Here is a 23,087-nt window from a genome sequence, read left to right as displayed (position 1 = left end):
ATCTGAAATTGATGTGCAACCAATTAAGTCAGGAGAGTCCGCTTTTCCAAAGCAGACCTTTGCAAAAGAGAACTCTTTAATGTCCATTTAAAATGGAGGAAACCAATGTATTTTTATAATTATAGATTCCGCCTTCCAGATGACATCCAACTTTCCGATCCTGAGCAAGCTAAAATACGAATTGAGCAGAAGTTAAATGCCTCCAAAGAATTGGGATTACTACGTATCGCAAGCGATTTAACCAGCGCCAATAAAAGCATCAGTTTGTTATGTAAATCCCAAAATGCTCACGCCATAGAATCAGCAATGACCCAAATTTTGTTGGAAGAAAAAATTACGTTGTGCAACGAAATGGAAGAAGAAGTAATGTGGTTTGAAGAGGAAACCGTGCTTAACGACCAGGTGTCTCCAAGAGAGCCTGTGCATATTGGCGGAGTCAAAAAGAAAAGAAAAAAAATGCAGCATAAGTTCTCTCATGGACACCCTTACGAACACTTTCAGAGACATTCCAAGAACCACTCCCATGAGCACTCCCATGAGCACTCCCATGAGCACTCCCATGAGCACTCCCATGAGCACTCCCATGAGCATTCCCATGGACACGCTCATGGCCATGAGAATCATTGGGTTAAAGCTGCATTAGGTTTGATTTGGGGAATAGGCCTGCTTGTTCTTGCTGTGGCGAGTTTTAATATTCCTCTTCTTGTCTATTATGCCTTAACTGGGCTTACTACTTTGGTGACACTCTATTTGGGATATACTGTTTATCAATCATCATGGTATGCATTGCTTGAAAAAAAATGGGATACCACAACTTTATATACGATCAGTACTTTAACCATTGTTGCCGTATCCATTGCAAGTCTGTTTATTCCCGGACTACCCATGATGTTTGAAGCAGCACCTTTAGTCTTAGGTTTTTGGCATTTAGGCGAAGGTATTGAACACACTTTAATTGGTAAAATCACTGAAAAATTAGATGTTCGTGATTGTGTGGATCCATTAGTCCTATTAAAAGGGGATCCAAATACCGAGATTTCAGTGAAACACTTAATTCCTAACGATGTAATTTCCGTTAAACAAGGACGTGTTATTCCTGTTAATGGAATATTAGAAGAAGAAGTATTACTTTATACTACACGAATCGATGGTTCACCTGAGCTCAAAAGGTTTAAAGCAGGTGATGAAGTCCTTGCCGGCATGCGTTTAGCCGATCATATTCCTTCATTGCAAATGCGTGTTACAAAGACCTATCAAAACTCGTACCTTTCAATATTGGCAGAAGATATTAATAAAGCAAACGAGGAAAAAGCGCCAGTTGAAGTCTTTGCAGATAAGGTATTGAAGTATTTCATTCCTGGTTTGCTGGGAATAGCACTGCTCTCAGGCATTATTATAGGTTCAGTGTTTAATCCCGCGCTTGCAATTCAATGTGTCATATCGGTTCTTGTAAGTGCATGTCCATGCGCTTTAAGCCTGATTACCCCGCTCGCAGTTAAAATCGGTATGAAAAAAGCGTCTGAAAATGGAATTCTTTTTAAGAATGGCAAAGCATTACAAGCAGCAGCTGATATTGATACCGTTGTTTTTGATTTAAATGGCACGCTGACTCAAGGAAATGTTGAAGTAAAAGCATTGAAGATTGATGATCGAAAATTTTTGAGTCGTGTCGCGTTATTAGAAGGCCAATCCGAGCATCCGTTAGCAGGGATTATTAAGTCTTATATAGAGGATCAAGGCATCATTGCAGATAATCAATCAGAACTAATTTCGATTGATAAACGTCATCACTCTGGCATCAAGGGTGTGATTAAGGGTGAAACATTCATGGTTGGCAATAAAGATATGCTTGCTGCGAATGGAGTCATGGATATTAACGAGCCCTATAATAACCCTGAAAACGGCTCCATCTATATTGTCCGTGAAGGAAGGGTAATAGGACAAATTTCCTTAATCGATCCTTTACGTGAAGATGCCATTGCTACAGTAAACGAATTAAAGCGTCTGGGTAAAACAGTACATATTTGTACCGGTGCAGATCGTGAAACTGCAGAAAAATATGCAGATTTATTGGGAATTTCTAAAAAGAATATTTTTGCGAATACAGTAGGTGCAGTCACTCGAACTGGAGAGATATCCAAAGCAAGCTATATTGAACAGTTAAAGCATGATGGCCATAAAGTAGCTATGGTAGGTGACGCAGCCAATGACCTCACAGCAATTGCCCATTCCAATCTCGGTATTGCGGTTCAATCGAAGATTGGTGATACCATTACCCAACAACGCGCAGGCATAGTTGTTCAGGAAGGAAGACTATTTTCTATTGCAACTGCATTTGATATCGCCGCAAAAGCGAAACAAAATATTGTCCAAAATTTATGCGTGAGTTTAACCTATAATTCAACAATTACTTTAGTAGCGGCAGGATTGTTTGTTGCTTTAGGTTTTACTCTTAATCCTGTACTTGGGGTTGCACTGATGGTGCTTGAATCCGCGATTGTTTTAATGAATCTATATCGCTTTAAAGAACAAGAAATTGTAACTACCACATCAAATAGTAACAATGTAGAAATGGATGATGTTTCTGAAGATACAACCTTTGACTTATTGAAGTTTTTAGGTTATCGCCCCCAGCCTGAATCAAGTCTTGGTAGTGCAGAAGCAGAGCCTTTCACAACAGGCTTTCAAACAAGCCCTTTATTTACACCACCTCAACCTAAAAAGAATTATTTTTCCGCTCATGATGCGTCTTTAATCAAGCCAACTCAAATCTCATGAGTAACCATTTAAAATGAGCCATAATTGATTAATCTATTTTACAGGAGATAAATTTAGCTCATAATTTCTGGAAGACTATACTTTTTTCCTTTATTCTGTTCATGCAACCATTGAAAAAGAGGTTGATAGTACTCTAACATAGCTTTGGCACTCAGCTCATCACCGGTTGATTCTTTAAGTACTTGTCTCCAGTCTTTAGAAGCCCCTTCACGCATAATATCCATTAGGAAATCTCCTATGGCCTTTTGTCCATAGTAGTTAGTAGCATGAGGGTCTTGGTGCAATATATTTTTGGCTATATGGTTGTGAAGCTGGTATGAGATCACATAAGACAAAGCATAGTCATAGTATTGTGCAGGATCGTTGTTGATATGTGTTTTAGTAGCAGCATCGCAATATTCTTCACCTCTGGGAACTGGTGGTTCAATTCCTTGGTATTTCTTAGCCAACTCCCACCATTTCGCGTTGAACTGGTCAGGGGATAAGTTATCAACATACATAGCTTTTTCAAAATGACTCATTGTACCCGCAGAGAAAAAAATAAACACTACAGAGTTGAGTGCTTCTTTAAGAAGCATGTGCATATTATCTATTTCTACAGAAGCATCTAGAAGGCCACGCTCAGCCAGATAAGGCTTTTGCATCGCAGCAAGTCCCATCACAGTACCAATAGCTTCATGATAGGCACGATTAGCACCTTTTCTCAGAAGTGGAGGAACATCTTTGTTAGTGTAAGCGAGGTAATAATAGATATGACCTAACTCATGGTGAGTCGTTTTGATAGATTTTTTATCAGACTGCACATTCATCAATATGCGTACATCGTGATTAAGATCAATGTGCCAGGCAGATGCGTGGTTATTCTTCTTAATAGATGAGTTAGATGGATAGGGATAAAGATTTGACTTGTCCCAAAAGCTTTGCGGTAGTTTTGGATAACCAAGGCTTACATACAGATTTTCCCCTGACTTTACAATCCATTCAGGAGACTTGTTCTTAAGGATGCTATCAAGATTAATGCTTTTTCTCTTTAATATAGAGCTCCAGTCCTGACCCCAGCGGTTTGGCAGCCAGTGTGCGGGTAGATAATCGGGTACGGAGTTTGCGCCATATCTCTTGGCTAATTCATAACGCGCCCAGGTATGCAGTTCGCGATATAGAGGATAAAGTTCCCTCATGAAGCGTTCCATAGTCTGCATCATTTCATCAGTGTTCATATTATAGCTGTTTACCTGATAAGTGAAAAAATCAGGATGACCTAGTGCCTGTACTGTTTGATTTCTTAAATTGCGTAAATTGACAAGTCCCTCTTTGAGAGTAGGTCCAACTTGTTTACTTGCTTCCCATGCTGACAGACGTGTATCAAGATTGGTTTCCTTTTTAAGAATATTGTCTAAGTCATTAGTGTTTATCTTCTTGCCATCCAGCATATATTGATATCCATACAGTTTATTTGTTTGTTCAACTTCGGCATTTATCCTTTTTCCCACGAGGCCAGCTGCTTGTTGAGGATTATTAGCAGCAGAATAGAGAATTAGTTCCAGTTGCTTTACCTGTATCTTTGTTAGCTTATGTTGTTGGTTAAGGTATTTGCGGGCGCTCTCAATGTTTTCTTTACTACCGATAAATACAGCCAAGGCTTTATTTGCTTTCTGTGCAATCATAGTATTAGTAAAATCATTCGGCTTTATCTCAATATTCGCTTGCCATCGTGCATTTTGGGCATTCGTATAAAGTATTAAATATTGCTTGGTGTAACTGTCAATAAATTTCTGCGCCTCTATTGTGGCGTTATTTAGGCTACTGCTATTATGGCAAGATAGAAGTAAGAATGCTGAAATCAGCATACTTGAAAAATGATATTTCATATAATGAATCCTTTTATAAACTGCTTTCTATCCAAGTAATTACCAGAAAATTTATTCCATTGATATTCTTTTATAATAGGATATTCATAAGAATACTTTAGAGATGAATTTAGGGGACGATTTCGTGAGTATTCTTAATGTACCCCAAGATCAACCATCTATTTCTGTTGAATAACTCATTTCAAGAAGTCAGTATACTAACACAAATACTAAATCAAAAAGGCTACAATTAATAGCTCATTATCTATCAATTCCGTTCTGAAAAAAGCTGATGAGATCTAACACGTGCTCATGTTATGCACCTACCCACTTAGCCAACCCTATTTTTTAATTCCCGCAAAGCAATTTGGTTTGTCTTGACTATCAGTTTGTATTTAACTTACCTTACACAATAGTGCAGCAATACCTCAAGCTTTGGGTGATGCCGTTTTGTTTATATTGTTAGAAAATATGATAATTCTCTTTAAATGGGCTATTTAAAATATTATTGAGATAGCTGAACCGATAATCATAATCTGTCAGTATGTTCTTTACACTATTATTATTAAAAGGAAATTAGTGGTAATGATACAGTACATACCTATAAGAGACTCATCATATCACTATTTAATAAACTGGATATTAACATGAAAAAACTGTTTTACAGTCTATTGGTAGTTTTGGTGAGTATTGGATTACTGTATTTATTTCAACCATTTCTGGGATTTAATATTTCAATTTCTGAGGTATTAGGCCAATCTTTTCCATTTTTAAAACCCCAATCCCCCCCAAATATTGATCTAAAGAATGATTTTATACTAAAGCCTTATGTCCAGCATTTGGATAGCCCCCGATTCATGTCCGTTACGGAGTCTGGAGATTTGCTTGTAGCAGAACCTCCAAAAGGAAACGTACTCCTCATCCCTTATAAAAAACCGAATCAGAAACGAGTACTGCTTTCGGGTTTGAACAATCCTCACAGTATGGATGTTTATGAGAACTACTTATATATTGCAGAAGAAAATGCTATTGGACGAATCGAATATGATGCAAAAGAGGGACGTACCATTGGGACTTATGAACGAATAATTAAAAATATTCCAGACGATGGCGGTCATTGGACCAGAACTATTAAATTTGGTCCTGATGGATATGGCTACGTATCTATTGGTTCTTCTTGCAATGTCTGTATTGAAAAAAATCCTTTAAGAGCTTCTATCTCTCGGTTTAAACCAGGAGATGATCATGTGACAATTTATGCCAAAGGGCTACGCAACGCCGTTGGATTTGATTGGTCACCCACAGATGGAGGACTTTATGCAACCGAAAATGGTCGTGATTATTTGGGAGACCATTTTCCACCCGACGAACTGAATCTGATTCAAGAAAATCAATTTTATGGATGGCCTTATGCAAACGGCGATCGAGTTCCAGATCCCAAATTTGGCATTGGGCAAGAACAATTGATTAATAAATCACAAGTTCCTGTTTTCAAATTTGCCGCCCATCAGGCACCCCTAGGTATCACTTTTATAAAAAATCCCCAGTCCCCCTTGTATAAAAAAGCACTGGTTGCATTTCATGGCTCCTGGAACAGCTCAATTAAAGTCGGTTATAAAGTAGTTAGTTTAACTTTTGAAAATGGGGTTATAACTCAAAATGATTTTATTACTGGATTTCTCAAAAACGGAAAAGTAATTGGCAGGCCTGTGCATGTCGTCGAAGGTAAAGACGGTGAATTGTATCTATCCGATGATTTTAATGGAGTGATTTATTTGATTGAACATAAGTAACCCTTTGTTGAAATCACTTATTCATTGCGGCACTTTATTAAAAAATAAGTAGGCATCTCACCAACACCTTTGACTAAAATGGTTCCTCTTTTTTCAAATACAAATCGATCTTTCAGAAGTTGATACGTTGCTTCACTCACATGGATTCGATCGGGCTCGCCATGAGATTCCATACGACTTGCCAAGTTGATGGTTTTTCCCCACAGATCATAAGCAAATTTTTTCTTTCCGATAACACCAGCCACTACAGATCCAGAATGAATTCCTATGCGAATTTGAAGAGGCAAATGAGAGCCTTTATTCATTTCCCTTATCTTTTCAAGTACGCTGCATGCAAAGTGAGCGACACGTTCTGCATGTAATTGGTTATGGGTGGGTGCGCCTGCCACCGCCATATAGCAATCGCCTATCGTTTTAATTTTTTCAAGACCGAATTGATCAGTAAGCTCATCCATAGTTGAGAATATAGTATTCAACATCTCAATCAACTCACTTGGAGTCAACTTGTCTGATAAATTAGAAAAATTAACAATATCAATAAATATGGCTGTGATAGAGGGAAATCTCTCAACTATTATTTGTTCACCTGACTTTAAACGTTCTGCAATCGCGCTTGGCACAATATTAAGTAAGAGATCATCTGATTTTTTTTTGGCTTCTTTTAATTGGATAAGATAAAGTTTTTCTTTATCCCTTAATATTTTTTTTTCTATGGAGGCCTCTATTCGTGCTTTAAAAATAACAGGATTAAATGGTTTAAGAAGATAATCATCAGCACCCATCTCAAGACAACGTACTACTGCATCAATTTCTTTGAGGGGAGAAATAACAATCACGGGCAGATAGTAATAAAGACTGTGCTCCCTAATTCGTTTTAAAACTTCAAAACCACTTACTCCTGAGGTAATAATTGATAAAAGTATTAAATCGAAATTGCCAACAACTATTTCGTCAAGGACTTTGGATGCGTCTCTACAAGATATTGCATTAAACCCATAATGCTTCAGACGACGTATTAATAAATCGTTTGCCATCTCATTATCTTCAACAACAAGAATAGAACCTTTAGGGGGTATAGGCTTATATATAATTTTGTTTTCAAGCGGCGGAATAGAGACAATCACGTCATGAATTACAATATTCGATTTTTTAAATTGTGCTAATAGATCGGTACCTTTCCACTGTATTTGAGCTAACTTATTTATTTCGTTTATATAATTAATAAACAATTTCGCAGCTAAAAGAATTTTTTCAATATCATGGGTAAATTGTTCTTGTTCAATGGAGAACTCTTCATCCAAAAGGAGCTCACAATAACCAATAACCGAATTAAGTGGTGTAAGTAAATTAAATTGCAGTTCACTGCTGAATGTTTTCAAATTAAATGCTTTTGCTTTTCCAGCAACAGTGCCAAAGCTTAACACCTCATCTACACGGCTTTGTAAGAGTTTCCCTGATTGTAAAATCTTTTTAAGATCATCCTCATACGCTTCAAGCTGATAAAATGCAAGTTCATCAAGTAGGATTTCGGTATAACCCACAATAACATCAAGAGGCGTGGAAAACTCACTACGTAAGCTGGCAAATAAAGCCTCTCTTTCGCGTGCCAGGGTTGAGTTACGCTCCTGCTTTGTTTTTTTATCGAAATCCATTAATTATTTTCCTCATCGAGTTAAATATATTGTGACTCAACAGGCTTTAACTAATCTCTCAATCTTTTCAAGAAGACGAGGAAGCTCAATAGGCTTCACTTCATAATCATCGCAGCCTGCGGCTACCGCTTTTTCCCTGTCCCCTACCATAGCATGCGCCGTTAAAGCAATAATCGGGATAGAGTTGGTTTTTGGGTCCGATTTAAGTTGCCGTGTCGCATCGTATCCATCCAAAACGGGCAGGCTTAAATCCATTAAAATGAGATCGGGATTTTCAGCTTTTGCCATACTCACTCCTTTTTCCCCATCGACTGCACTAATGATCTCATATCCTTTACGTTGTAAACGTCTTGATAGCATGTCGAGGTTTAATTCATTATCTTCTACAATTAAAATCTTTACCGTCATAACAAATCTCCTAGCGATTTTTAAGCATTTGTTCAATTTGATCAGTTATCGTTCCAATAAGTTGTTCGCGACTATAGGAATTTTTTTGTAACACAACTTTGCTCGAATTTATTAGAAAGTCTCGTTCTTCCTGGGTTAATTCTTTTGCTGTTATAATAACCACAGGAATTTGAGCCCATTTCTCATGTTTTTGTAATTCTTTAATCACAGCAAAACCATCCATTTCCGGCATCATTAAATCGAGAAGGATAATTGAAGGAGTGTGATGCGCTAAAACAGCTAAAGCATCACGTCCGTTTTTAGCTTCCAGTACTTCCCAACCCGACTTTTTAATCGATCGTCGAATGATATTTCGCGCGTCCGCTTCATCATCTACAATTAATACCGATTTGATTGCATCCTGAGGCAATACGTGTTCAATTTTCTCCATAAGTGTCCTAGGTTCAATCGGCTTATTGAGATAGTCAACCGCGCCTAAAGCAAAACCCAAGTCCTTCTCGAGCAACATTGAAACCAAAATCACGGGAATATTAACAAGATTGGGATCAGACTTTAATGCCGATAAAGTAGCCCATCCATCCATCATAGGCATAATAACATCAAGAGTAATCAAGTCAGGTTGGTATTTTTTTGCTAAAGAAAGACCTTCTTCTCCATGGAATGCATGCAATACGTGTATCCCTGCCTTATCTAAAGTTTTTTGCATTATCTCATGTATTTTGGGGTCATCATCAACTACCAGGACTGTTTTCGTTTTGACTCCTACTTTTTCTTGAGTTTTCGATTCCGCTAATTTTACCGGAGATATTTTCTCAACGCCAACGGTACTAATTAAAGGCAACATTATAGTAAAAGTGGAGCCTTTACCGTATTCACTATCGATACTCACATCGCCTCCCAGGATTTTAGAGAAGCTTTTTGTCAAATACAAACCTAATCCAGTACCACCAAATCGACGTGTTGTCGAGGATTCAGCTTGAGAAAATGCTTTGAACAAATTACCTAATTGCTCTCGGGTCAGACCAATCCCGGTATCACTGACAGCAAATTGTATATATGATTTTCCATTACTCGTTGTCGGTTTCACCGATAACGTAATTGTACCTTCTTTAGTAAATTTAGCTGCATTGCTTATTAAATTTAATAGACATTGTCTGACTTTCACGAGATCTGTATGCATGATATCTACATTAGGATCGATCTCACATTTAAACGTATTCGTATTTTTATTCATCAAGGGAGTGATTATAGCTTCCAACTCCTTAATCATATCGGGAACTTTGACATCCTCCAGGAAAATATCCATCTTGCCCGCTTCGATTTTCGATAAATCCAGTATATCGTTGATGAGAAATAACAAGTGTTTGGCGGAAGACTCAATTTTTTTGAGGTCCTCTATATACATCTCATGTCCCTCATCTTCCATCTCTTCATGCAATAATTCGCAATAACCGATAATGGCGTTAAGCGGCGTGCGTAATTCATGGCTGGTATTAGCAATAAATTCAGATTTAGCTTTATTAGCCACTTCTGAGTCTTTTTTGGCTTCATTCAATTGCACCACCAACTGTTCCAGATTCTGATTTACATTTTTCAGCTCTTTGGTTCTTGACTCCACTAATTCTTGCAAATGATCCTGAGTATACTGCAGGCTTTCAGCCATATTGTTGAAGGTTCCAACGACTCGGTTAAGATCGTCATAAGGCGTCAAACTTAAACGATGCTCTAACCCGGATTTGTCTTTAGTGATCTTATGCATTGCTTCACTTAAGTTCCTCAATGACCTAGATATAGCATGATATAAAAAGTATCCTACGATGCTGATTAATAGAAAGATGCCTAAGGGTAAAGTAATCATAATAATACGATTGGTTGCAATCAGTTTATGAAAATCTCGTAATGCTTTATCCCTTAATTCAATTGCTATCTTATCCAAGTTATCAAATTGTTTTGAGAGGTCACTCAGGTTTTCTTGCACTTCAATATGATTTTTCTGTAATTGCAATTGGAGATCATTGAGCTCTTTTCGCAGAGCAAGGATACTTCCTGACCCTTCGGTTAATTGCTCAACAACCAAATTAAATTGATTTCCCAAATCTAATGCAGCTTGATGGAGTTGTGGATTTTCCTGTAATAAATTACTTAATTGTTGCAATTTATTACGAGTTAAAGGGATTAGCTGTAGAAGTTGATTATCTTTTAAATTATTCAATTCATCTGAATTTTCTTCATCTGCAATTTCTTCGATTAATGCCATGAGTTGTGCAAGCTCTGTATTAATTTTTACGTCAATACGATAGGCATCGGCAGCATTACTTAAAATCAGATGTTCCAATACTTCTTTAAGCTGTTCGCTTTGTGGAAGTTTTCCCTCCTTTAAATAGCCGCGTAGTTGGCGGATGTTTTTTTTATATTGATAGGTTAAGATACCGCTGATATTTTCTGACTGATTGTGAATATTTTTAATTTGCTGATCAATAATTGTTTTTTGATTCGCCAACTCATTTTTCGCTTTCAAAAGAGATTGAGTCAATCTTAATAATCGATCGTCAATTTTTAAAAATTCCTGATAGATCCCTTTAAGATTTTGCAGTGCCTGCACGACAGAGGAAACTTTATTGGTAACAGAAGCTAATTTTTTCTCGCCTTCAATAAAAATTGTCTCTATCCGTAAACGAGGCTCCAATTTGGATAAATCATTTTCTTCATGTGCTGTCAAAATATTTTGTTGTCTCACCAAAAATTGAGCTCGTGCATTGCTCATTCTAAATCGTGCGTTTTCAATTGAACTAACCGTTAATAAAAGGTTTTGATTTTGAATCAGTTGGTGATTAAGATATAGTGCAGCAAAGCTAAGAATCATCGTAAAAATAACGGTAAGAATATAAAATAACAGAAACACGTTTACCAATGATAATCTTAGTTTCCTGTACATTAGTAATCCTTCCACTTATTCTTTAACAAACGAATGCAATTCGGTCCATTCAAAAGAGGTAAATTTTCCATTTCTTAATATAGTAGGCCAAACCGTATGCAATGCCTGATGATTGTTTTTATCATAACTAATGAGAATACCGATGCCTATATCCACATCACGCATATTTTGCATCACATCAATGAGCCCTTCTCGCGTCAACTTATTAGCGTCCACAGCGCGTTGTAATGCCAGGACAAACAACTTTGTCGCAAGATAGCCCTCTAATGATATATATCCAGGTTGGGCATTGTTTGCATATTTTTCAAGACTTTCTCGGTACTCTTTGACGGCAGGAAGATCCGAGTCATAACTAGGGACAACCTGAGTCACTATCACGCGGTTGTCGCCCAATCCTCCAAGATCCTTTACCAAAGTTTCACTTCCCACAAAGGAAACATTGAGAAACAGGGTATTAGGCAAATCTTCATCCGCCAACTTAATGAATCGAGCAGCAGGAAGATAAGGGGCAACCATAATGATCGCCTTTGGCATTTTTTCTGCGTCCAGGATCTCGGATAAACCCTCTTCCACATTTAATGTGTTTCTGGTGAACCGGCCATGCATTAACTTTTCTGAATCTTGATAACCTTCTTCTTTTAATGCTTTTATAGCACCAAAATAACCAGAATCTCCAAATGAATCATTTTGCGTAAAGAATGCAATTTCGTCGGGTTTAATTCCTGCCCTCAATAAACCTTTTACCATGGCCGCAGTTTCTTCTGCGTAGCTTGCACGAAAATTAAAAACATACCGATCAGGCGGCTTTTTACGGAGTACCTCTGTTCCAGCATAGCAACCATAGAGCAGTGTTTTCAATTCTTCAGCAATAGGTACTGAAACCACAGCAGTTGGTGAGCCCACATTGCCGATGACGGCAAGCACCTTATCCTGCGTAATTAATTTGCGCATATTAGGTGCAGTGAGTGAAGGCTCATATGAATCATTATAGACAATCAATGTTACTTTTTGACCGTTGATACCACCAGCAGCATTTATTCTGTCAAAATAAGTTTTTATTCCAAGGGTCATGTCTTGTCCCAGCGTTTGTGCTGGTCCATCTAAAACAGTGCTGCTTCCAATCTTAATAGGTGACTGATTGACTGTGGGCTGGGCGTCTTGTGCAAATGATAGTTGAGCAAAAGTAAGAAGTATAAGAATAATACTTCTGCTGAATGAAAATAAAATCCATTCCTTTATCATTTGCATACCCAAAAAAGAAAAAATTTATGATTAAAAAAATTATAGTTGATTAAACTAAAGTAAGCACCTCGAATAAGCATATATTCACGAAATAATTTATTCTATCCAGAAATTCCATATATATTATAATGTATATACCAACTATTAATTGTTCCATGCTCAGAGGATAATAACCCCACATTAAAAAATGTTGTAGAAAAAAAGCATATGCAAAACTCCCAAAATAAAAGGAATAGCGAATTATTTTGGATAATAGTTAAGCATTAATAGAGTAACTATAACGCCTTTAGCGCTTCTGTTGTAGGTTGCAAAATCATAAAACTCAACTGCCCTCAGCGCAAATTTAGAATTAATTTGATAAGATAATGAACCGCCAAGGAAAGGATCAACGTCTACAGAGTTTGTATTCTGAGAAAAAAATTGACGAGGAGCTACTGTAGTCGCTGTTAGGTAAGTGGAAATAACCGAGCCACCACCAACTAAACTGGCTCTTAATCTATTTTTAGGATTAAGGGTATATCCGAAGATAACTACCAATGACTTACTTGCTCTGGAAATTTTTAATCCATCTTTTGTTTCTGAATGAGTAAAAATTTGATTGTAATCCAGTTCATAAATGAAGGGTAAGTTGTCACCAAACCCTGATCCAAACCCCCAGCGCATTCCGTTAACATTGTTGGGAAAAGCATCGTGAGGTGTAAAATTTATTGTTGGCAGTCCGGGAGGAGATAGTGATAGTTGATTATTATTAAACAAGGTATTTGCAAATACATATCCGCCTGTTATGTAAAAAGAACCATGGCAACTCCAATCTGCTTTATCACAGTTTTTTTTAACTTCTGCTGCAAAAATTAGGTTGCTTAGAGTTATTGAAAAGATTATTGCTACAATTTGATTTTTAACCACATGTTTATCCTTAAAAATTAATAACCTTTATTTTATATAAAGCTTAAATTATTGGAATACTTAATTCTGCTCTTTATATAGCGAACAAGAAATACATCATACCAATTAATTACGTAATTTTTTGGCTTTAGGCATATACATAAACATATTGGTTAAAAAATAACTTATTTCCCGATCAATTCCGTATATTTCTGAATTGTATTGGCTGTGATCTCTCTAAATCGTTCTGATGTTAGGTCATCGGAACGATTGCTGGAGTTCTTGCCGTGAATTAAAAATTTCTCATATGCATTTTTACCTAGGAGAGTAAATAAATTATTTAATTCTGAAATAGTAAAATTTAATAACGTCAAATTTTCTTCCGGCATAATCGGCAGAATGCGTTGCTTTGCATGTGTCTCATAAGCATAAGCAATCTCAATCAAAGTGCTCTCTTGATATTGTTTGCTGATTAACTCAATGCCAATAGGCATATGTGTATCTTGACTGTAACCAACATTAATACTAAGAGCAGGTAATCCAGAATTGGATGAGATTGGAGCCCGCCATGTATTCACTTGCATCGCATTATAAGTCGCTGTTCCATTTGAAGTAATCGGCATGAGTAAAACATCCAGCTGATTTTCATCCATAATCCGTTCAATATATGTCTTATTTTTCTTAAAATTTTCTAAGGCTTTTTGATAAGGTGCACTGAATTTGCTTGCAGTGTTTTTCATAAAATGCAGACAATCTTTAATCGAACCAAAATTTCTTGTACGGTTCGACTCACAAATATCACGAAAATTTTTCCTGGTCGATGGAAATGAAGCCAGATATTGATTCACATCTTGGATTTCTCCAGCTTGATTGAATTGTCGATCATTATTGAAGTCTGGAAGCGTGATATCAATAAGAGTGGCACCCATGTTTTGCATATCATTCGTGGCATTTTTTATTATTTTTTCAATGTGTAAGGGCATCTTATTGAATGGATTAATGCCATTTATATTATGTACAATACCAATTCTCTTGTGATTTAAGCCATTGCTTTTCAGAAAAGTAGAATACGTTTTCACGCGGGGGATATTAAGTGTTTTATGATCCTGAGTATCAGTCTGAGCGATCACATCGAGTAAAATAACCAAGTCTTGTGTAGTACGTGCAATTGGCCCCGCTGTTCCATCAAGATTACCCATTGGAAAAATGCCGCTCTGGCTGATTAAGCCTGTGCTTGGACGTAGTCCAACTAAGCCATTAAATGCAGAAGGTATTCTAACCGAGCCACTATTATCAGTACCAATACCCAGTAAAGCAAAATGAGCACTGACTGCGGCAGCGGATCCACCACTAGATCCCCCAGGATTTTGGTTGGGATCATAAGCATTACCAACTCTACCGCTACGGCTGCTAATACCGAACATTCCCCAGGCAAACTCATCCATTGCCCCTTTGCCCAAAATAATGGCACCAGCATCTCGTAGTTTTTTCACTAAAAAAGCATCGTGTATCGGTTGGCTCCCCAATAAAGCATAAGATCCTGAAGTGGTAGTCATATCAAAAGAATCAATATTATCTTTCAAAATAACGGGAATACAATGGAGCGGCCCTAATGTCTGACCTGTTTTTTTATGATAATCATCTAACTGCTGTGCGTAGGTTAACACCGAAGGATTGAGTTCACTAAAAGCATTAATTGGTGCCTTGCTCTTGACACTTAAGTTGTATTTTTTAATACGTTCCAGATACGCATTGATTAGCTGTAAACAAGATATTTGATGTTGCGCAAGTGCATTATGAATTGAATGAATAGTCTGCCCCTCTAAATGAATGGGGAACACTTTAGATGGGCTTGAAATTGAGACCTGACAACTTAATAGTGTAGTAAAAAATAATACAATAAAACGAATTAGCATAATAATATGACTCAAATAATAAGGCAGTTTTATTACACCATATTTTTATCTATACTTACATCACTCCAGGGGTCAAGGAAATCTAAAAATTTTTCACCAATTCTTTAACTTGAGAGCGATCATCAATCACAAGACCAAAATGACGTATTTTATCTTTATGGGACAGTTCTTTTCATTAGAGCAATAAATTGATCTCCTAAATCAATAAAAGCATGATTCTTATCTTTACCTCGCAAAGTAAAATCAAACATTTTCTCATAAAATTCCAATGTTTTTTCCACATCTCCCACTTCAAGTGCACATGGTTAATTCCTATCAGTTTTGCTTTTCCATAATTAGTTCCTCCTTAAACTCTATAACAACAATAGCTAATTATTGTATCGAAAATATGGGTTAAACACGCAAAGGGAACCACATCCACTCACAATCAAGGAGAAATTTCAATTCTTACTTTAATTTTCAACAAAAACACTCCATACAGAATAAAAAATAGACGATATGTCATTTTTTAATAATTCCTTAATGTATTAGAGCTATCATAAGCAAAAAAATAATTCTCTAAATATGAATTACAATGAGGAAAATTCGGTGTTTAGTAAGCGGTTAAATACAAAAACTGATAAAGTAAATGAAAAAATTGCTGGTATTACACGTGCCACAGAAGTACAAGACATCAGATCTTTGCCAAATTTTGATGAAATCTTAAGTAAAAATCCGCTCCGTGAAAAAGTTCAAGGTTATTATGTTGAGCTTCCATTATCTCAGTATGAAACATTTGTACCCAATGGTCCTAAATTTCCCGATCGTTATGGCTATAATTATGCCGGCGGTCAGTTTGATACACCATTATTCACATTAAAAGAATGGCGTGACAACTGGACAAAAGGTCATCCTCGTAGTGATAAGCCTGATTTATTAGTCAATGCGAACTGGTTTAATGTATGGACAACTGGTGTACCCAATGTGGGAGAAAAAATCAACCCTAGAATACAATCACGCACATTTCTTGCGGGCTTATCGGTAAGTAATGGTGAGCTGGTATCCACATATAAAGTGCTTGACCAGAATAATGTTGGGTTAGATACAATCGTTTTTGATACGGCACATAAAAAAGCTTCTATCATTGCACATACAGATATTGAATCTACATTGGAAACAAATCCCAATTTTTATGATGATAAAAATGCCGTATCAGGATTTATTATTCTAAGGGATGAAACGAAATTAAAAACACCCGATTTAAATAATAACCATGCAAATCGATTACCACGTACTGGTGTCGGCTATAAAAATAATGGCAATAATATTGTTGTCATGGTCATTCATAATCCCGATCGTAATTGTGGTGTTACTGCAGAAGAATTTGCAGGTTTATTTGCAACACTCGGTTGTACTGATGCCATCAACTTGGATAATAGCGGCTCTGTAGAGCTTTACTACCACGGATTAGGTGAGTTTGGCAAAAAAGTGGTCACTGTGCAAACAAAAACTTGTGATGCTGGAACAACAACTGAACGTCCAAAGCCTAATTGTTTGGGCTTTAAAAATGTAAGCAGACATACCCTATTTGCAAAAGACGACTCAGATTTACCTGCACGAAAGCGAACAAGTTCTGATGTTGAAAAGCCATCAGCCAAAACAGATGATGAGATAACGTATACTTATTATACTAAACGCTAACTTAAGGTCGACGAAAATTGTAATATGCGATTTGCATTTTCTCATCCATAGAAATTGCTTCAGATGAAGACACATCCGAGGCAATTTTTACTGCTAACTCAGTTGGAATGTTAGTCTGGCTAAAAAAACTATTCCCATCTCGATATGCTTGAGCAAGCATATGAGCAATATATTGTATTTTATAACGTTCGGAGAAATAGGGACATAGTACTGCCATATGAAACTTTGAAGCAGTGTCATGTATACGTCTATCATTGACATAGAGCGTGCGATCGTCGGAATTAGAAGCAACAAGATTTGCTTTATCTAAATTAAGTAGACAAATAAAGTCATCCCTGGATTTAATTGTTGGAAAAGTAACAGCTAATTGCTGATTTTTTGACAAAAAAGCCGGAAGATACACACGGTTCTCATGAATGTCTATTGAACCGGTTTCTTTATTTAAACCTGATTGACTCAAAAATATATCGCGTATTCCCTGATCAGGAAATTCAATTGCCAATGATTTATTTTTATCACGAGTAAACGCGGATAATTTGATTAATGGACCTATTGCTCCCTGAATAAAATGATTCAATCGCTGTTTTAACACATGGTCACTATAGCAATAGCGATCAATAATTCTGGTAAACCAAGTAGAATAATTATTTTCAGTCAGTGATGCACGAAGTTGTTTATAGAGGTCCTTCAGTAATTTTTGATGGATTGTCCTCTGCTCTAATGTCGTAGAGTCTAGTGCAATAGCTATTTGATGCACAATGTTTAGAACGGATCGTATACGCGAATAATTTGCCGAACTATAAGGTAAACGCTGCGACAAAGCTAAAAGATCATTTTCATACGTAGATATTTTAAAATAAAGTGTTCTTTCATACATTAGATTTCTTATAACTTTAAAAGGATTAGATAACTCTATCAAAATCAGTTTAAGTATGTCTAATGTTTTCCATTATGTAATTTTATTTATCATGTTTGTGAATAATAATCTTTAGCACTCAGTTTGCAGCTATCTGATGACCATAAAGACAATAGCAATAATTAATAACCCTGAATAATGTTACCGTATAACCTGTCAGGTACTTTGCTGGTGAAATACATGCCAATTTTTGCACCCAAAATGCTTCCAATAATAGACAATGCTTTATTGGATTTTGTGTAACAGTTTCAATTTCTTTAAAAAAAATTCATGCTTTAGCGTATGTATCAATACACATATGGAAGTAACCACTATAATAATGGAACCATAAAATCGCCCCCGAAACCCAACATGGTTGTTTGTCAACACACCAGTTAAGATACCGGAGATCAAATAACAATGATTATAATTGTCATTTGAGCTTTCCCTGGAAAAGCTTATTTTACAAATGATCCTCCCTTATTACATTGGCTATAAAAGTAACAACCACCACCAATCAAAAGTATTCCTCCGGCAAATAAAGAAAATTTGGCTAAAGGACTCCAGGTTTTTACCTTTTCAGAAGTAAGTCTTCCTCCCTTCACACAGGGAAGATCTTCAATATCATCACTTTCTTGGAAGTCGATCGTTTTACTGAGCAATTTATTGAATTTGCCTTTTTGCTGTTCATCATGACATTCATCCAATGAAATACCAAAAATACTCTCAGGTTTTGCTTTTCTCAACCTTATGACTATACTCAAGCTTAATTCATATTCATCTCCTGCGGAATGAATAGGTAACCCTGTCTCCTCTTCGCTCAATTCTAATCCAAAGTGCTTTTCCTTGTTAGAAATACAAATTCCTGTTGGACTTGGAGCTTTGGAAATTTGAAGATCTCGCGGAATTGTTTTAAAAAAGTCACAGGAATTTTCTTCGCTCAACACAAACGACACTACATTTTCAAAAAAATTAGCCCCTCCTTGGGATATTGTGGAAGATAACATAACACCACATCGAGGATGAAGCAGGCTAGAAAAATCATTTGCATAAGACGCACTAAAGCAACTTCCAAAGATGATGCTGTTGATCATAACTCCCCTTTTGGCGAGGGAATTATGAAGTTCTGTAACATGGTGTGTTTTCAGAGCTGATAACATGCCATTCCATTTATACTTAGGCCACCCATGTCCTCCACCAATATAAAGTATGTGTAACTGTTGCTCTTGGCTTAATTCTCTTTCCACTTTTTCTTTAACATATTGACTCTCTTTGCGTCCACATGAATCTTCCTCCGCTTTATTCGAATAAATAATCAGTGACGTATCTTGCTCTTTTGCTTTTTTATTTAAATACCTGCGAATGTTTTTTATTTTTTGATTTTCCAGATCACTTTTAGGACTATCAAGGTTTGCTCTAAGCAGATCACCTATCTCGCGCAGTGGATTTGGATGTGAAAAACATTCAGATTTCAGTTTTCGCCACAATAGATAATTGAGCGTATCTACTGTTTGATGATTTAAATTGCTTTTTAACTCCGTTAATTTTACCCCACAAAGAGAACTCTCTCGTGCTTCATCCTCCGAAATTTTTGAAATTTCTTTTTCAAAACGACTTCTGTCTTTTTTTTCCGCAACAAGATACCATTTGTTACCATCTCCTTCATCACACACGAGTCGTATTTCATTTTTTACAGCAGGGACATCTCCAACAACACATTTCTCAAAACCTGGTTTCACCGTAAACCTTGTAATAGAAGTACTTGTTTCATGACGCTCATAATAGATTTTCGCAAGCTTAAGAAATTGTTTTACTCCTGCAGGTGCTTTTGCAATCTCTGAATCAAAATCCATCTCTTGCGTAATTCCAGATAATACCAAAATATTTAAAACATCCTTATCCTCCAAACCCGCTGTATTTAACAAAAATAAATTACTCATACCCCTTTTGCCCTCTAATTTTGTATCTATTTCAAACAAAATTAAAGACTAACAAAAAAACATTAAGACTTTATTAAGGTCAACTAGGATTTAATTTAACCATTTAAAAATAGGTTAATTATGTATTATTCTGGCTAAGGATTAACACAATCCGTTTTAAATCCACAGAGCACACATGAATGGTTGTGGGACAGAAAATTTCGCAGTTATAAAATTAACAAACCTATTTTTTTCGGGGCATGGGGCCTAACTTGACACCCTCAGGATAATACTCCCAACCATCGCGAATTTTTATTTTATTGTCCCATGGAAGCTTATATTTTCCTTCGGCCAGATCTCGAACCCATGTTAAATAATTGGCATGCTCACCACCTGGCTTTCCGACATAAGCACGGCAACCCAAATTGAAAATGTTGTTTTCCAGTGCCCAATTTTCTCGAGCTTTATCTACCAGATGAGGGAAAAGTTCTGCAGTCACAATTTCCCATGGATTACGCTGACCTTGCTGAAGAACAGTTCCATCATAATTACAGACTGTTCCTTCTCCAAAGTAATAAAATACTTCATCATAACCAGCAAGATTGACTGATATTGTATACATCAGATTATGCCAGGCATTCGAGCGATTTGTCAGGATCCATTGATCATTGACCTGACTTGAATAACCTGAAATCCTGATATAGACATTACATCCTTTGTAGGCAGCTTCTCGAGCCAGTTCAGGAAACATGCCATCATGACAAATACAAACTGCCAGTTTTGATCCTTTGGGACCATCACATACAGGCATACCTAAATTTCCTGGCGACCAAGGCTCAATGGGTACCCATGGTTGCAACTTTCGATAGTGTAATGCTATTTCGCCATGATTATTGATGATGATGGCTGAATTATAGGGAGCGCGTTTTTTATCCTCGTTTTGCTCCATCAAAGAAAATACACCCCACACTGAATTCCGACGACATGCATCCCGAAATTGATCTATTTCAGGGCTATCCAGAGTCAGAAGCATCTCATCATAGGTCCAAATCTTTGTATTTAATCCTTGAGTAGAGTACTCAGGAAACAAAATTAAATCCAACCCAGGATAGCCTGCCTTTGTATTGTCAACGGTTCTGCAAATGAGCTTTACTTGTGTTTGAATGTCTTGCGGTCCATGAATGACCGGTGCGGGATATTGAATCAAGGCAGTTAACAGGGCTCCATCCCAAGAACTCACGCTTCCTGTGCTTCCCATGATAATCTCCTTTTCTTAAAATTAGCCCTTACATGGCAGTATAGAGCATTGCTGTAAATTTGCTGGAGAATTATCTTAATTGTATTCCTTTGTTAAGATGTTTTGATGATTATTTACCTTTTGTGTAATAGCAGGTATATAGTTATTTTCAGTACTTTTATAAATTTCCATCACATTGGTTTCTATGCCTCGGCAAATGTCTCCTAACGGCAAATGACTAAGCCTTTCAGGGGAAAATGGATTTTGCAGCTCTACCCCAATTTGATCCAAAGAAAACAATGCATAAGCAACAAGAGCCGTAACTAAAGGGTTTATATAAATCGAATAATCAACAAGAGCAATTGGAAGAATTAATAAAAATAATAGAATAAAGCGCCGTGACTTAATTGCCATGACAAAAGGCATTGGGGTTTTTAATATACGTTCACAAGCTCCCTGACAATCTATTATAACTTCACGGCAGTCTTCTGCTTTAAGAAATGAAAATTCATTCATTTTATTTTCCTTCACTAATAAGGAAAGCAAGCTTGCAACTTTACTGGACATGAAATTAGGTTTATGAATAATTTTTTGTAGCTCTTGAAAAGTTGTAGGATCCATTAAATGCTCTACCTCTTTAACTGACTCATCCATCCGTAAGTTGTTTTTCATTAAATAAGGGATAGCTGCGATATACCCCATAAGATCCTCCATAGCTTTTTTTTCCGTTGATGGCACATAATTAGCAATTATTATGGCTAAGTTTCGACTGCTATTGACTACACTGCCCCAAAGCTTTCGTGCCTCCCACCATCGATCATAACCAGCATTAATACGAAAAACTAAAATTAAACCCATAACAAGCCCTGCATACTCAAAAGGACTTATTGGGATAGCAAGCCAAGGGATAAATAAACTTAACAACGATATAAAGCATGCGTAAAGGGTCGCAACTAAAACTGGCTTTAATACTTTAGGCGTTACAGAGCCATGAATGGCAAGGGCAGAAGCGAGAAAGTCAGGGGATTCGTATTGATTAACTATTTTTCTATTATCTTTCATTTTCGTACTCAAAAAAAATTAATTATTTATAACACACTGAAATATAATTATACGTATCTATCAGGAGTTGTATTATAAGGATCATATCACCGAACATATCATTTATTGATTAAATAGGTGTGGTTTTTTAGATAGATAAAGCCAACTCCAATTAAAGCAGGGTTAAATTTTCCACTTTAAGTATTTGTTATTGTTACTCTTTTATCCTAACTAGTATCAACAAAAGAAGCATCAAATTGTCTACCAAAAAATATTCTCGATAAGTGAGCATAGCTCCTTATAAACTGGAAAATAATTACGCTTAAATAATATTTATAAAATATCTCCCATTTTATTTAAGTGTAATAAATAAGGATTATGGAATAAATTTCAAGGGTAAACCCCAATATCTTAGAGCTTCATACGAAAAATCGATGCCCTCGACTATTATTTTTTCTTCTCTCATCATCACTTCTGGAAAATATTTTGTTCAACAGTTAATCACATGGTCGGGAGTCTGGATGCATTTGCTTTTTTAATGATGGTTGTCATGGAGAATGAGATTGCATTGGTTCTTGAGGTTGTTCAGGAGCCTGAAGTGACATCGGTTCCTGAGATTGTATAGGTACCTGTGGTTGTATTTGCTCCTGTGGTTGTATTTGCTCCTGTGGTTGTATTTGCTCCTGTGGTTGTATTTGTTCCTGTGGTTGTATTTGTTCCTGTGGTTGTATTTGTTCCTGTGGTTGTATTTGCTCCTGTGGTTGTATTTGTTCCTGTGGTTGTATTTGCTCCTGTGGTTGTATTTGCTCCTGTGGTTGTATTTGTTCCTGTGGTTGTATTTGTTCCTGTGGTTGTATTT

At 36.6% G+C, this 23,087-nt stretch carries 16 protein-coding genes; 4 read left to right on the top strand and 12 right to left on the bottom strand.

The genetic code is table 11. The features are described 5' to 3' along the window. The first annotated feature begins 105 nt into the window (after positions 1–105). On the top strand, positions 106–2,778 hold the full coding sequence (locus Ltuc_RS14125) for a heavy metal translocating P-type ATPase (RefSeq protein ID WP_058522000.1): 2,673 nt from the start codon (positions 106–108) through the stop codon (positions 2,776–2,778). Positions 2,779–2,831: 53 nt separating this feature from the next. On the opposite strand, the gene Ltuc_RS14120 is transcribed toward Ltuc_RS14125, so the two are convergent. Further along, positions 2,832–4,646, bottom strand: a complete 1,815-nt coding sequence (locus Ltuc_RS14120; RefSeq protein WP_058521999.1) for a M2 family metallopeptidase — start codon at positions 4,644–4,646, stop codon at positions 2,832–2,834. Between the two features lie 626 nt (positions 4,647–5,272). On the opposite strand from Ltuc_RS14120, the gene Ltuc_RS14115 reads away from it, so the two are divergent. Next, entirely contained in the window at positions 5,273–6,418 is a 1,146-nt protein-coding gene (locus Ltuc_RS14115) for a PQQ-dependent sugar dehydrogenase (protein ID WP_058521998.1), read from the top strand. Positions 6,419–6,435: 17 nt separating this feature from the next. Here the strand turns inward: Ltuc_RS14115 and Ltuc_RS15175 are convergent, their stop codons facing one another. The 7 genes from Ltuc_RS15175 to Ltuc_RS15745 all read right to left on the bottom strand — a co-directional run bounded on the left by Ltuc_RS15175 (position 6,436) and on the right by Ltuc_RS15745 (position 15,737). Next, a complete protein-coding gene (locus Ltuc_RS15175; RefSeq protein WP_083498118.1) occupies positions 6,436–8,070 on the bottom strand; it encodes an adenylate/guanylate cyclase domain-containing protein in 1,635 nt (544 codons plus the stop codon). Positions 8,071–8,106: 36 nt separating this feature from the next. Next, positions 8,107–8,478 (bottom strand): response regulator, encoded by a 372-nt coding sequence (locus tag Ltuc_RS14105; protein WP_058521997.1) that lies wholly within the window; start codon positions 8,476–8,478, stop codon positions 8,107–8,109. 10 nt (positions 8,479–8,488) lie between these two features. Further along, a complete protein-coding gene (locus Ltuc_RS14100; RefSeq protein WP_058521996.1) occupies positions 8,489–11,413 on the bottom strand; it encodes a response regulator in 2,925 nt (974 codons plus the stop codon). 15 nt (positions 11,414–11,428) lie between these two features. After that, positions 11,429–12,655, bottom strand: coding sequence for an ABC transporter substrate-binding protein (locus Ltuc_RS14095; RefSeq protein ID WP_058521995.1), 1,227 nt, complete (start codon positions 12,653–12,655; stop codon positions 11,429–11,431). Positions 12,656–12,895: 240 nt separating this feature from the next. Further along, entirely contained in the window at positions 12,896–13,561 is a 666-nt protein-coding gene (locus tag Ltuc_RS14090; protein ID WP_058521994.1) for a hypothetical protein, read from the bottom strand. A 164-nt stretch (positions 13,562–13,725) separates the two neighbouring features. Further along, a complete protein-coding gene (locus tag Ltuc_RS14085) occupies positions 13,726–15,456 on the bottom strand; it encodes an amidase family protein (RefSeq protein ID WP_133138315.1) in 1,731 nt (576 codons plus the stop codon). A 155-nt stretch (positions 15,457–15,611) separates the two neighbouring features. Continuing rightward, on the bottom strand, positions 15,612–15,737 hold the full coding sequence (locus Ltuc_RS15745) for a hypothetical protein (protein ID WP_238584162.1): 126 nt from the start codon (positions 15,735–15,737) through the stop codon (positions 15,612–15,614). Positions 15,738–16,044: 307 nt separating this feature from the next. Here Ltuc_RS15745 and Ltuc_RS14075 point away from each other — a divergent pair, with 307 nt between their 5' ends. Continuing rightward, the gene (locus Ltuc_RS14075; RefSeq protein WP_058521993.1) at positions 16,045–17,136 is read left to right on the top strand and encodes a phosphodiester glycosidase family protein; all 1,092 of its coding nucleotides are present in this window, start codon (positions 16,045–16,047) and stop codon (positions 17,134–17,136) included. Between the two features lies 1 nt (position 17,137). Here the strand turns inward: Ltuc_RS14075 and Ltuc_RS14070 are convergent, their stop codons facing one another. The 4 genes from Ltuc_RS14070 to Ltuc_RS14055 form a co-directional block, all read right to left on the bottom strand. Beyond that, positions 17,138–18,013 (bottom strand): hypothetical protein, encoded by an 876-nt coding sequence (locus tag Ltuc_RS14070; RefSeq protein WP_058521992.1) that lies wholly within the window; start codon positions 18,011–18,013, stop codon positions 17,138–17,140. A 476-nt stretch (positions 18,014–18,489) separates the two neighbouring features. Beyond that, positions 18,490–19,971, bottom strand: a complete 1,482-nt coding sequence (locus Ltuc_RS14065; RefSeq protein ID WP_058521991.1) for a hypothetical protein — start codon at positions 19,969–19,971, stop codon at positions 18,490–18,492. Positions 19,972–20,194: 223 nt separating this feature from the next. Beyond that, a complete protein-coding gene (locus tag Ltuc_RS14060; RefSeq protein ID WP_058521990.1) occupies positions 20,195–21,208 on the bottom strand; it encodes a formamidase in 1,014 nt (337 codons plus the stop codon). 75 nt (positions 21,209–21,283) lie between these two features. Then, complete coding sequence (locus Ltuc_RS14055; protein ID WP_083498117.1) at positions 21,284–22,249, bottom strand: bestrophin family protein; 966 nt, start codon at positions 22,247–22,249, stop codon at positions 21,284–21,286. Positions 22,250–22,859: 610 nt separating this feature from the next. Between Ltuc_RS14055 and Ltuc_RS15170 the strand changes: the two genes are divergently transcribed. Beyond that, the coding region (locus Ltuc_RS15170; RefSeq protein WP_193786870.1) for a hypothetical protein at positions 22,860–23,087 on the top strand (228 nt) is incomplete at its 3' end.

This window comes from Legionella tucsonensis (assembly GCF_001468035.1).
Classification (GTDB): domain Bacteria; phylum Pseudomonadota; class Gammaproteobacteria; order Legionellales; family Legionellaceae; genus Legionella; species Legionella tucsonensis.
Note: the sequence above shows the minus strand (reverse complement) of the source record. Positions and strands in the feature narration are given on the sequence as shown.